The sequence below is a fragment of the Nocardia sp. NPDC049220 genome (assembly GCF_040647855.1).
Lineage (GTDB): Bacteria > Actinomycetota > Actinomycetes > Mycobacteriales > Mycobacteriaceae > Nocardia.
The window spans coordinates 135,156-147,670 of the sequence record NZ_JBEZDA010000006.1 but is presented as its reverse complement, the minus strand read 5'-3'; the positions used below and the strand labels follow the sequence as shown (position 1 = coordinate 147,670).

Below are 12,515 nucleotides of genomic sequence, written 5' to 3'. Positions count from 1 at the left end.
CATCGACTGGAGGACGCTCGGCAGTTTCGCGACGGCTTTGCCGACGTTCAGAGACAACCGACGCGCTGCGGCGGCGACTAGGTGACGCCGCCGGACTCGTGGCCCTCTATGGACGGCGCCCTAAACCGCAGCTGCAGCTCAGAGGTTAGTCGCCAGACTCGTCGCAGGGTTGAACTGACTCATCGGGCAACGGCGGTTGTTCGGCCTCGGGAAAGGTCGTCAGCATTCGCTTAGTCAGATAGGTTTGCCGACACCGTTGAGACTTCGAGCGAGATCAAAGACGCTCTGTGCGGAGCGTCCACTACTGGCGCCGCCGCGGCAGCAGTGTTACACATCGAATCCTCAACGCCGGGGCCGTACATCGCGCTTCTTTCGCGTTCGTGACACATGTGGGTTCAAGGCTAGGCTGTGGCGCGAAGTGTTCAGGCGGGGAGATTTGCCCTACAGATGAAGTGAGGTCGGCCCGGATATGACACAGCCGCCGCTGGGACAACCGCCAGGGGGCTACGGTCCACCCGGTGGTCACCACCCGCATCCGTCTGGGCCACCTGCAGGCCACCCGGATGGACCGCATCCCTCCGGTTCTGTACCGCACGGGGGACCCTATTCCGGCCCGCCGGCATCGCAGCATTGGGCCAACTTTAGCCAGGCAAGTAGTGGCATACTCCCAGCAGCAAGTGGTTCATCGATGCCGCCCTCATACGGGCAGCATGCCCTTCCAGCAGCAGGGTATGCCCCGACACCCCACACGCCGCCTGGACCTGGCCGCCACGGATGGATCATCGGCATCATCGCACTGATCGTGGTTGTTGCTGTCGCCGCCGTGGTCCTGTCTGCCCGTCGCGATGACACCCCCAGCGCCCACCCCGGCCCAAGCACCACCGACCGGGTTGAGGGTAAGCATCCGTGGAGTCAAATCACCAATGCGTGTGACCTGCTCGATCGACAGGCAATCACCCGATGGGTAGCCGAAATCAGCACGCCACCTTTACAGTCGGTGACACTAGGCCCGACCAGCACAGCAGCTGCCGAGATGAGTTGTCGCTACACGAATGGGGAGATCAACGGCGAACTCCAGGACACCACGGCCGTCCTCGAACTCCGAGTCGAACTCGCCGACGCAACGCATGACACCTCCTTCGCTCGGTGGAAGAAGCTGTGGATCGATGACAACTCTAGCGAGTTCGAGATGACCGGCCCTGTCCCCGACCTCGGCGGGCAGGCTTACTACAGCCACTGGCGTATCGATCAGAGGCGCATCGCCGACATCCCCCCTCGCCAAGCGGTCCGCCACGTATTGGTCGTCAAAGACGGCAACCTCGCAATAGAAGTGAACCTGGAACTTACACTCTCGAATAAGCCGCCCGCCGACGACCAGGAAGTCGCCACCGCCGCACGCCGGCAACTAGACAAAGCTCTTGCGGCCCTTCGTAAATGAGCAGCCACTCCCATCCTGATCGGTGTGTAAATGCAGTCCAGCCGAAGCGCGCTGTCCCGCAGAGACGAATCTGATTCTTTTAAGAAGTGTTCGTGAGAGACGTTGTCGCGTCTCGAAGTTAGGTGAAATTGATCCGAATATGACACAGCAACCACCAGGACACCCGCCAGTGGGATATGGTCCCCCTCCCGGCCACAACCCATACCAAGGCCAGCTGTCGACTACCATTCCGCCACAGTCGTACCCATACCGTGGAGAACGACACGGAACCGCATACCCCCACCCCACGCTTGGCCCTAATGGTCGGCACCGGCCACCGCGGCAGTCGAGGTTCCCGGTGGGTGCACTGACCCTAATTGCGGTGTTCGTGGCGGTCGCAGCCCTGGCCGTGGGTGCAGCGCTGATCATGGTGCACACTGAGGACCACAATGGCTCGCAGGCAGCCTCTCAAACCCTGACCAGTGCCTCCAGCCCATCTGCGACTTCATCGGCGACTGCACCGAAATCGGTGACCCTGCAACTGCGACCCGGCCCGATCGAAGCACTCGCCGACCATCCGCTGCTCAACGACACCACCGTCGGCCTGCGGAACTTCCCATGCGACTGGTTGCCGTGGGCAACGAGTACCGAAGCCGTCACCCGATTCCTCGACCGTGCCGCTCTGTGCATGGATCAGTCGTGGCGACATACGCTGGTGGACAGAAAGATAGCGTTCTCCAGCCCCAACTTGAGCGTGCCCGAGACTGCGGCATCGGCATCAGGACCCTGCATCAACGGGGACGAATCGAAGTGGGCTGCCTTCTATTGCTCGGCTAACAACACAATCTACATGCCGATGGATACGATCCAGATCCAACGATACGGAAATGACGCTACTATCTATCTAGCAGTGCTGGCGCACGAATACGGACACCACATCCAGGCCATATCTGGAATTAGCGTAAAAGCGGACAAAGACATGCGCAGCGCTGGCAGAAGCAGCGCCGCAGGCCTGGATTTGTCCCGCCGCCTCGAGTTGCAAGCTCAATGCTTCGCAGGCATGTTTCTCGGTGCCACCCAACACACCGGTGCGATCCCTGCCGATGCGGGATGGCGCGCCATCCAAGATAGCTACGCCCGCGGCGATCATCCTGGCGGCACCCGCGATCACGGATCGCCCCAGCACTACGGCTGGTGGGCCGAACACGGGTACAAGACCAACCGCCTCTCCGAATGTAACACCTGGAAAGCGCCACCGGACTCGGTCTCCTAAGACATGGTTATCTCAATACCGTAGCGTGGTTTCGGCCGATGAACTGCCAGGCTTGTGTGAGACTCGGGTTTCTGTCGGTGCACCGACAGAAACTCAACCCATGACCACGAAGTTGGCGCCCTGCCTCGGTCGAGTCCTCAAACGGCACAGAATGGCTCACGGCCACGCACGCGCGTGCCGAGGTCATGCGTAGACGATCGTGAAGCCGGAGGAACTGCGGTACTCGGACTTAAAAGTGAACCCAGATGACTCCATCGCCCGCCGCAAACTCGTGCGGCGGAGCGACACTGGCCGGATCGTTGGACCGGCGCGTGACCAGGCGAGGCACGGCTGCTGGTCCCCCGCGGACCGCGTCGCAAAGATGGGGAGGGTAGAGCGTGCAGAGTAGCCAGATCGTAGTGGTCCTGGTCGATCTTGTCGTCATTATGGTGGCCGCGAAGGTATTTGGGTGGCTGGCGGAGAAGGCGGGCCAGCCCGCGGTGATCGGTGAGATCGCGGCCGGAATTCTCGCTGGGCCCACCGTACTCGGCTCAGCACTGTCATCGGTGGTGTTTCCACACGAGATCCGCTCGTATCTGTGCCTGCTCGCCAATGTCGGCATCGCGGTGTTCATGTTCCTTGCCGGGCTGGAGCTCGATCGTGAGATTTTCGCGGGCCGACGCCTAGCGATCCCAGGGGTGTCCATCGCCGCCTATGCGGTGCCATTCGCCCTGGGGTGCGCCCTGGCGGTGATATCACTGTCACGTCATCAAACCGGTGAACAGAAGCCATTTGCTCTGTTTATCGGCTGCGCGTTCGCGGTGACGGCGTTCCCGGTCCTGGCTCGGATCCTGCACGACCGCGGACTGATTCGAACAGACATCGGTCAGTTCAGCCTCGCATGTGCGGCACTCGTAGACATCCTGGCGTGGTCGGGGCTGGCGGCGGTGCTGGCGATCGCAAGTCCGTCGACTGGAAGCCATTGGCGGTGGGCGGTACTGGTCCCGGTGGTGGTGTTGACTTGGTGGGTGATTCGTCCAGCGCTCGCGTGGCTGGCCGCGGCGGGTAGCGACCAGACGATGATCGTGGTCGGGGTCGGGGGTGCGCTGATGTTCGGCGCGGTGACCGAGTGGATCGGGCTCCACCTGATCTTCGGTGCGTTCGCCTTCGGGCTGGTGTACCCGCGCGGGCGACGCCATGCGGTGGAGTCTGGCGCCAGGGTGCTGAGTTCGATTCTGTTGCCGGGGTTCTTCGTCGTGGCGGGACTCGCTGTTGATCTCGGATCGCTCGACGAGACCGCGGTCGGTGAACTGGCCGTCATCGTGACGGCGGCGGTCCTCGGCAAGCTCGGGAGTGCGTACGCCGCCGGGCGGATGGCCGATCTGGACTCCAGGTCGGCGGCTGTGGTGGCGGCGCTGCTGAGCACGCGGGGGTTGACTGAGCTGGTGATTCTCAATGTCGGGCTCACAGCGGGACTCATCGGCCCGCAGCTGTATTCGATGCTGGTGGTGATGGCTTTGGTGACGACGGCGATGACGGCGCCAATGCTGCGGGTGATCGGCGTGAGCGGCCGACGCCACAAAGGCTCGCCCGCGACGGCGTCTTTGACCGCATCACCTTCGGATTCCTGACGGGCACGGTCGTCTCTCGCGAACACGATGCGTCAACTTCGCGATCTGCTGTTGCTACGTCCAACCCCTCCCTGAACCAAACCAAGATCAACCACTTGAGTCCTATTGCCGGAGACTCTTAGTCACTTGGGGAGGGCTTCATCGGGCAAGGGAAATGGACGACGTGGGTGGCGGATGATGCTTTGGGATCGGTGGGGTGCGGTCCGGTAGGGATGTGCATCGCGCCCGGAGCGAGGTCGCCGCCCTCGAACGCGTTTGGGCTTTCGGCGGTGGCGAGCAGCAGTGCGGTCTGCAAGCTGGTGTCGACATCGTCACGGTTGGAGGCGACCGAGGATGCCAGCGCACCAGCGGGCCCGGGGAAGGGCAGCAGTGGAAACCGCTCACCGTGAAAGTCGTTGATGGTGCCAGTGAATTCGGTTGCGTAGCCGTGAAGATCCGAGGCGTACTGGCCAGCGGGTGTGTCGGTGCCGGTGATTGTAGCGGTGCGGCTGCTCCAGGCAAACGCCAGCAGTAGCGCGGCCCGGAATTCGGGTTCCGCTGCGGTCCAGATGGATTAGAGGTCTGTGGCGGCGCGTCGCCGGTCGGCGTTGTGTTCGAGTAGGACCGATCCGATGCGGTAGTGCAGCGCGGTCAGTTCTTTCACGTACCAGCCGCGGCTGAGATCGGTGCGGCCGAAGAATACGTCCATGCGCGACACCCTATTCCGAGCCGCTGACAGAGTGGCCACGTTTGCCAGTGGCGTGGCCGAAGCAGTCCGCCGGACTCGCGCTCACCTGTGGAAGCGCCTGACTTTCCCTGGTCTTGGTCCGGCCGATCGCCAGGTCGAACCGTGTTGCGTGAGTGCACCGAACAGCTGCACCCCGGTCAAGACCAGCGCGAGACTGACCAACAGGGTGATGATCTGACCACTGCTCACCCCTGACCCGATCAGAAATCGTGTGCCGCTGTTCGTCGATGGCACGACTTGACATCCGTGCCGCCGGCCGGTGCCGTGGCAGCTGGCTGAACTCAGTGGGTCGGATTTGGAATGTGTGCGAATTCCCAGCGGACACCATCAGGGTCGGCGACGAACACCGCGTAGTAGCCGTCCCTGTACTCAGGGTATTCGCGTGGTGAGTGGACGATTGTCCAGCCGCCCTCGGTGACGGCGCGATGCACTGCATCTACGGTGTCTCGGTCGTCGACCTCCCAGGCATTGTGGTGCCAGCCAGGCCTTCCATGAGTGTGCGGGGAACAATCCTCCCCTTCAGTCTTGTAGAGCAGAATCTCGGGGCTCTGGCCAACCCAGGTACACAGCTGGTCGCTGGCGATCCTGCGCTCATAGCCCAGCGGACTGAGGACAGCATCGTAGAACGGAGCGGTCTTGCTGGTGTCTGTCGCGGTGATAGCGAGATGATGCAACTTCGACATGGTGTGCCTTTCACTGGGAGGCAACAACTTCAGATGAAGCGGTCGTGGTGAATGCGTACGGCTCGATGAGCGACCGTAGCCGCTCGAGCCCTGTGGGAGTATCGGGCGCGCCGACTCCGACGGAGAGCCCGGCATCAGAGCCGTAAACCTCGTCGTCGACTTCGGCGACGTTGAGATGCCACCCGATGACGGGGGCGGTCGCTCGTAGTTCGGCGGCTAGTTCGCTGTACCAGTGTAGGCGGATATCGGGGCGACGGTGGTAGGCAACATAGCAGCAGGCAATGCAGGTTGCATGGTGTGACCCCTCCGCTGCCGCAACGACTTTGGTGGCAAGTGGACGGCCCAGGTTTGCGGCGAGGTGCGCAAGGCGGGGGTCGATTCCGGTGCGTGCCTGGACGGCGTGGGCGACGAGTCCGGCGCCGGGACGGACACCGATGTCGAGAACATGCCATCGCTGGTTGTGCAGGCGAACCTCGATGTGGAGCGCGCCATTGGCCATGCCTAACGTCGTGACGATGCCGGCCAGCACGTCCGGTAGCTGGGGCAGATTCTCGATGATTAGCGGGTTTGCTGGTGGCGAGATCATGATGTTGTCGACGTAGGGATGGACTGCGGTGGCGGTGAGTTTTTCGTGCACGGTGGCCGTGACGGTGCGGTGGTCGCAGACCAGTGCATCGACGCTGATTTCGAGCGCGGCGTCGCCTCCAAGGTACTCGGTGGCGATGATAGGGGTTTGTGTATCGATATGTCCGATGGCCAGAAGCTGCCGGTAGAGACACAAATTGTCATCGATGGACAGATCGCCACGGTAGCGGTACACACCCCGCGAGCCTGCGCCGGTCGTAGGTTTGAGTACCGGCTGCGGCCCGACCGTTCGCAGCGCGTGCGCGAGAAAGCTTGTCGTGAGCGTGCCAGCAGTGAATTCCGGAGTGGGAACGGCGTGGTGGCGCAGCGCGATGTACAGCTTGGCTTTGTCGATGACCAGGGCTCGAGCTTCTGCCAGCGGCCAGCCGGGATTCAGCGCGGCGAGGGCTGTGTTCCACCAGTCGTCAAATCCAACAGCACCGACAAGAACCTTGTCGTCATGGCGGTCCACCTGGGCGAGGGCTTCGACCTGCAAGGCGTTGCTGCCGGCCTCGAGTGCGACCAGCACGTCCAGAGGGATCTGCTCAAGCGATGTCCCGCCATCGCACAACGCGGCCAACGTGAGGGCGGCGGGATCAGGTTCGCCATAGACGGCGTAGACCGGGCTCGCGCCACCAGGTCGCGGCGCGGTCATGTCAAGTGAGGTGGCGGCCATGGCGTCTCCTGCCGTTTCGTGTCAGTGGCTGGTCGTAGGCTTAATCGATGGACACTGTGATGGCTGATCGAATCTCGTCGTTGGTGACCGACGTCCGCCGTGGCCTGGGTGGATACGCCGATCCGGCCTACGTGCCCGGCACCGAGACCGCACGCAAACCTTCGAAGCCGATACTGGGCGTTCGTATTCCGCTGTTGCGCGGCACTGTCAAGGCGGCACTGAAAGCCGCCTGCGCTGGGACGGTCAACTCGACACTGGTGTTCGGGGCCGCGGACACACTGTGGCACGGCGAGAAGCACGAGGAGGAGCTGGCCGCAGCCATGATGGTTCGTTTGGCCGAGCTCACTATGCCTGCGGCGACAATCCGACGCTGGGCAAAGCTCTTGGACAACTGGCTGTCTGTCGACGAACTCAGCGGCGTCGTGGGAACATCTCTCACGACTGATCCGCCACTGTTGGGTCAGCTTCGCGGACTTGCCGACTCGCCGTCGCCGTGGCAACAGCGCCTCTACGTCGTATCCCTCATCCGCCCGATCCAGCTGGGCCTCTCGCCGGCGGACGTGCCGGGGCTGGTGGCGTTGCTCGAGAGCAACGAGCAACCCGTCCGCAATGCCAGCCTTTGGCTGATTAGGGAAGCGCTCAAAAAGCGGCCGGAAGCCGCCGGGCAATTCCGCGATCTCCTGCCCGGTCCGCAACCAAAGCCCCTGATCCGCATACTCGACCGCGCGTTGGTCTGAGAACCAGTGGTGGTGTGACGCAGCATTGTCGGCGGTCGTCACAGGGCGCTCACCCTCTGGGCGGCCTGGTCGAGAACTTCACGTGTTTGCGCGATACACAACCGAACGGCGTCAGAGGGTCCGTTGAAGACCACACCTGGTAGACCGGCCACGCCCACTTCCGCCAATAACCGCCACCCGTCGCAACCATCGATGGTCCGCAGATAAACGTGTGTGCCGTCAGCCGCTGGGACCGCGGCGACGCGGCGGGAGGCGGCGACGGCATCAAGCATCTGCGTACGCTGCTCAGCGAACAGCGCCATACGGGCAGCGAGGTCGATCTCGGTCGTCGGGTGATGCAAGACCCGTTGCGCGAGATCCTGGCCGAGGCGCCCCGTAGACATCGACAGGTGCGTCTTAGCGCGGGTAGCCGCCGCCAGTAGGGCCGAGTCACATGCCACGAGGCAGCCCACTCGCGCACCGGGCAGTCGCAGCAACTTGGACAGACTGAACACGATGATGTCGCGGTTACCCAGGTGTGAGGCGAAATCAGCGATTCGTCCACCGACAGGCGACATGTGCGAGATATCCCAAATCGTCCAACCGTCGGTGCCGTCGATGTCGATCGGTGCCGTGACGACGCCGGTCGGGTTGTGGGGCGTGCACACCAACAACGGCTCGCGCCCGCAGCGCGGCAATACGCCGGGAACGTCGTATGGCGTGACGCGAAGACCGCTGAGCCGAGCCAGCTCCTCGAAGCCGGGAAACCCAGGTCGCGGTATCACCACCGTGTCGCCGTGATCCGTGATGCAGGTAAGGGCGAGAAACAATGCCTCGCTACCGCCGGCGGTGACGAGGACTTGATCGGCGCGGACCCCGAATAGATGCGCAAAGGCGCCACGAAGACCAGGTTCCCCAGCGATGTCCCCGTAGAAGGCGAGATCGGTGGCGTGCTGACCGGGCAGGGTCGACAGCGCCGACACAATGGGCAGAGGTGGTGAGTTGTCGCCGCGCAGGTCGAGCTGCCCTGGCTGCAGCGGGAAGTCGTCATAGCTGTAGGCGACGACCAATTCGGCCCGGCGGCTGATCATCATGTTCACCCGGAGGACTCCCGATCATGGGCGCGCCAGGCCGCCCGCAGATCCCCGACATGCAACGAGGTCACGTGCGGTGTCGCGCTGACCACCCACAAAGCCGCGGTGTCGATGTCAAGCTGTTCTGACTCTGCGAAGTCGCGCAATGACTGTTCCTCGACCGGTGTCAGGTTCAACGTGCCGCAGACTGCTGGCACCAGTGTCTCGGCAGCTCGGCCGGTGACCGACGCGAGGCGCGATCGGCAATCCAGCAGCGCCGCCGCCGCGGCAGGTGTTGCGATAGGCAGTCGGTGACGCAGCAGCAGCGGCTCGGCGGCCAGGTTGCCGCCACCTCGACCGAGTCCCAGCACCGAGCAGTCGATGTGGGTTGCGCCCGCCGCGACAGCCGCCAGGGCGTTGGCGTAGGCGAGATTCAAGGAGTCGTGGGCGTGGAAACCGATGTGGGTATCGACCGCGGTTCGCATGCGAGTCACCAGATCGTGGACTTGGTCGGGAAGCAGTGCCCCGCAGGTGTCCGCGAGATACAGGACGTCCGGGTCCATGTGTTTCTGGATTGCCGTGGCCTGGGCTATGAGCTCGGTCGGCTCGTACCGCGAGGCCAGTGCGATGTTGACCGAAGTGGCGAGTCCGACCTCACGGGCGTGGACGGCCAATGTAATGAGGGCATCGAACCAAGCAGTGTGGTAGACGATTCGCAGCATGTCGAGTCTTGCCGCCGCGTATGGCTCGAGATCCAACGGTTCGACGAGGGCGCTGGGATGCACCATCGCGGCGAGCATTGGCCCACCCTTGTGCGCCGTCGCGATGTGTTCGGGGATCAGGTAGGCACCGACGCCGGCCCGGGCGACGCTGTGCTCGAGTGGCACGCCGCCGATGTAGCCGAGTTCAACGATGTCTACCCCGACGCCGCCCAGCGCGGTCGGAACCATCTCGAACAAGTCGTGCGGCCAATCGAAATCGACGTCGAATCCGCCGTCGCGGAGCGTGACGTCCAGCAACGACGCCATGCGACTGCATGGCAGGGACGGGGGTTGGATGAAGTGGTCGTACATCATCGCTGCCGCCGCAGCGTCGTAACGACAGCCGCCGCGGCACCAGCGGGGTCGAGGTCGGCGCGAGCGGTGCAGAGCCGGAAATGATCTGAGGCGCCGAAACCAGCTCCGCTCGTGATGAGTGCCGCTGGAGGGTGGTCAAGTCCTGCTAGTGGTGGCAGCATCGATCGGTCAGGTGTACGCGACCAGATGTATAGGCCACCGTGCGAGGTGACCTCAATCCCATACTCGGTGAGCGCTTTCACCGTGGCGATACGGTCGCGCTCGACCGTGACACGCACGCTGGCCAACCACGCTTGTACCGCGGAGTCCGTTAGTAGAGCGGTCGCGATCCGTTGGTTGAGCACGCTGGTGCACGACGCGTAAGAGGCCCTGAACGCCGACAGTTCCTCGACAACGCTGCGATGGGCGACGAGGAAGCCGACGCGAAGGCCCGCTACGGTCAATGCCTTTGAGCAAGAGTCGATCACGAGGTGTCGGTAAGGATCCCGTGCGGGAGCGTGAACAGCCGACACATCGGCGACGCCGAATACGCGATACACCTCGTCGGATAGCAACGACCATCCGAAATCCGTGGCGATCTGGACCATGTCGTTCATCGCTTCGTGCGTGACCCCGACCCCAGTGGGGTTATTCGGATAGTTGAGGATGATCAGTCCCGGCTGCTGATCGGAGTTGATGATCAACTGTCGCAACAAAGTCGGGTCCTCGGCGACCGCCACCGGATCGTAGGTGATGTGGGGGCATCCTGCGGCGTTGAGCCAGAGCCGGTAAGGCTCCCATCCGGGCGAGGGAACCACCGCGACCGCTGCGCGACCTCGGTATAGCAGGTACCGCACGGCTAGCCAGGCCGCTTCCTTGCCTCCGGCGGTGACGAGAACGGAATCCCTTTCCAGATCGGGCTCGGACTCTGATGCTGACAATTGGGTGCGGTAGGCGTCCTGTAAGGCTTGCTCGCCATCCGGGGTGGTGTACCAAAGATTTTCAAGCTCCGCGCTTGTGCGACCGATGGTGAGGAGCAGCTGCGCCGGAAGCGGATACCGCGCCTCCCCGATGCCCAGGTCGACCCTGGCACAATCCGGCGGCGTGATCTGGCGGACGTAGCCGGCGGCGGGGGCCGTCAGCGTCTCGAGGAGCCGACCGAAAAACGGATCGTTCACTGTGGTGATCCGACCAATGGCAGCGTATTGCGGCGGCTGGAGGCCCCCGGCAGCGCGCTGGCCGCGCCCATGGCCGCGACACGTCCCGCGCCGGCCTGCCACTCATGTTCGTCGATGACACCCACTTGCTTGCTCAGCCGCGCGACCATCCGGTGGTAGAGCCGCTGCTGCATGTCGGAGAAGAAATGCGCCATCAACTCGCTGTAGACCAGCTTGCCCGACTCGGTCAGCCGCAATATGCCGTCGGCGATCTCGGCGTGCCCGTCACTGACGATGGAGTTGATCCGGTCGGCATAGACCTCCTCTAGGCCGAGCACCTTCAGGTCACGCATGTCGAAGGTCAGCCGCTTGGGGAAGAAGACCAAACCCTTCTCGTAGGCATGACCGGGGGAGGACCTCGTGATCGGCAGGACACCGGTCGAGGCCGCTTTGGCGTAGCGGCGCTCGTCGGACTCGTTCATGTAGGCAAGGCCACGGATGAAGGAGTACGCACCAGAGCCCACGCCAACGGCCTCATCGCGGTAGCCGCCGTAGAGCGTGGAGAACATGTAACGAGTCGGTGGCGCCTCGGCGGCACCGAAGCAGTACATGTTCTGCTCGGACATGTACTTGAGTAGTTCCTGGCGAGACTCGTGAAACATCGCCGACCGCTCGTCGAGACCGGCTGGGCGCGGCAACTGCCCGGCCCGGATCCGGTTCTGCCAGCCGGGCAATGTCATCACGTAGTCGACCGGGTAGATCGACACGCTGCCGATCCCGGAGTTGGCGGCGCTGCGGGCGTCGAGGCGCGCATGGTCTCGGTCCTGGCCGGGGAACCCGACCATCATGTCCAGGTTCGTGTTTTCGAAGTACTTGGTCGACAACTCGATTGCCGAGTACACCTGCTCAAGTGAGGCAGTAATGTTGACCATCTTCCGGACATTGGGCTCGAAGGACTGAACTCCGAAGCTCACGCGTGTCACACCGAGTTCGGCCAATGCCTGGAACTTGTCCTCGGTAATACTTTTGGCTTCGAACTCGAACGACACCTCCGCGTCGGCCTTGACCGTGAAGTTCGCGCGGACCGCAGCCACCAACGTACCGATTTGCTCTGGCGACAAAACCGACGGCGTGCCGCCGCCGATGTAAACGCTGTCGAGCTGCCATTCGGCGATCCGGCGGGTCGCGCCGAGCACCTGCAGTTCCACTTGGAGGGCATGGAGGTAGGCGTCGATACGTTCCGGCGTACCCACTGATTTCGCAAACGGACAGAACGTGCAAATGGTGTCGCAGAATGGAATATGCACGTACAGAGCTTTTTTTCCCGGGTCTGCGTCGTTTGGGATCGGGATGCCCTGGGTAGAGAGAAACGCCGACACAGTGGCTTGGTGATCCGTCTCGTAATTGAGGTCGAAGAATGGGTAGGAGAAGGACTCGAACGGAAGCATCCAAACCTCGATGTCGCTAGTGGTTGAGAAGATTTTCTAATTGAGCCGTCGCCTTT

11 protein-coding genes are annotated in these 12,515 nt (G+C 63.0%); 4 read left to right on the top strand and 7 right to left on the bottom strand.

Features of this window, described 5'->3' with window-relative positions; genetic code table 11:
- The first annotated feature begins 802 nt into the window (after window positions 1-802).
- From AB0C34_RS17805 to AB0C34_RS17795, 3 genes are all read left to right on the top strand, one after another.
- Window positions 803-1,438 (top strand): hypothetical protein, encoded by a 636-nt coding sequence (locus AB0C34_RS17805; RefSeq protein WP_357073579.1) that lies wholly within the window; start codon window positions 803-805, stop codon window positions 1,436-1,438.
- 337 nt (window positions 1,439-1,775) lie between these two features.
- Window positions 1,776-2,690: a neutral zinc metallopeptidase gene (locus AB0C34_RS17800; protein ID WP_357073576.1), complete on the top strand. Its 915-nt coding sequence runs from the start codon at window positions 1,776-1,778 to the stop codon at window positions 2,688-2,690.
- A gap of 377 nt (window positions 2,691-3,067) precedes the next feature.
- On the top strand, window positions 3,068-4,300 hold the full coding sequence (locus AB0C34_RS17795) for a cation:proton antiporter (protein WP_357073573.1): 1,233 nt from the start codon (window positions 3,068-3,070) through the stop codon (window positions 4,298-4,300).
- A gap of 553 nt (window positions 4,301-4,853) precedes the next feature.
- Here AB0C34_RS17795 and AB0C34_RS17790 read toward each other — a convergent pair.
- From AB0C34_RS17790 to AB0C34_RS17780, 3 genes are all read right to left on the bottom strand, one after another.
- On the bottom strand, window positions 4,854-4,988 hold the full coding sequence (locus tag AB0C34_RS17790) for a hypothetical protein (RefSeq protein ID WP_357073570.1): 135 nt from the start codon (window positions 4,986-4,988) through the stop codon (window positions 4,854-4,856).
- 320 nt (window positions 4,989-5,308) lie between these two features.
- A complete protein-coding gene (locus AB0C34_RS17785) occupies window positions 5,309-5,710 on the bottom strand; it encodes a VOC family protein (RefSeq protein ID WP_357073567.1) in 402 nt (133 codons plus the stop codon).
- 10 nt (window positions 5,711-5,720) lie between these two features.
- Window positions 5,721-7,010 carry an ATP-grasp domain-containing protein gene (locus AB0C34_RS17780; protein WP_357073564.1) on the bottom strand — a complete coding sequence of 430 codons (1,290 nt, stop codon included), beginning with the start codon at window positions 7,008-7,010 and terminating at the stop codon, window positions 5,721-5,723.
- A gap of 47 nt (window positions 7,011-7,057) precedes the next feature.
- Here AB0C34_RS17780 and AB0C34_RS17775 point away from each other — a divergent pair, with 47 nt between their 5' ends.
- Window positions 7,058-7,747 carry a DNA alkylation repair protein gene (locus AB0C34_RS17775; protein ID WP_357073562.1) on the top strand — a complete coding sequence of 230 codons (690 nt, stop codon included), beginning with the start codon at window positions 7,058-7,060 and terminating at the stop codon, window positions 7,745-7,747.
- A 38-nt stretch (window positions 7,748-7,785) separates the two neighbouring features.
- On the opposite strand, the gene AB0C34_RS17770 is transcribed toward AB0C34_RS17775, so the two are convergent.
- From AB0C34_RS17770 to AB0C34_RS17755, 4 genes are read right to left on the bottom strand one after another with little or no spacing between them, the layout of a single operon-like run.
- Window positions 7,786-8,820: a pyridoxal phosphate-dependent aminotransferase gene (locus tag AB0C34_RS17770; protein ID WP_357073797.1), complete on the bottom strand. Its 1,035-nt coding sequence runs from the start codon at window positions 8,818-8,820 to the stop codon at window positions 7,786-7,788.
- A gap of 2 nt (window positions 8,821-8,822) precedes the next feature.
- Window positions 8,823-9,827 (bottom strand): hypothetical protein, encoded by a 1,005-nt coding sequence (locus AB0C34_RS17765; protein ID WP_357073559.1) that lies wholly within the window; start codon window positions 9,825-9,827, stop codon window positions 8,823-8,825.
- A gap of 44 nt (window positions 9,828-9,871) precedes the next feature.
- A complete protein-coding gene (locus AB0C34_RS17760) occupies window positions 9,872-11,032 on the bottom strand; it encodes a pyridoxal phosphate-dependent aminotransferase (RefSeq protein ID WP_357073556.1) in 1,161 nt (386 codons plus the stop codon).
- On the bottom strand, window positions 11,029-12,459 hold the full coding sequence (locus tag AB0C34_RS17755) for a coproporphyrinogen-III oxidase family protein (protein ID WP_357073553.1): 1,431 nt from the start codon (window positions 12,457-12,459) through the stop codon (window positions 11,029-11,031). The genes AB0C34_RS17760 and AB0C34_RS17755 overlap by 4 nt, the downstream gene beginning before the upstream one ends.
- Window positions 12,460-12,515 lie beyond the last annotated feature (56 nt).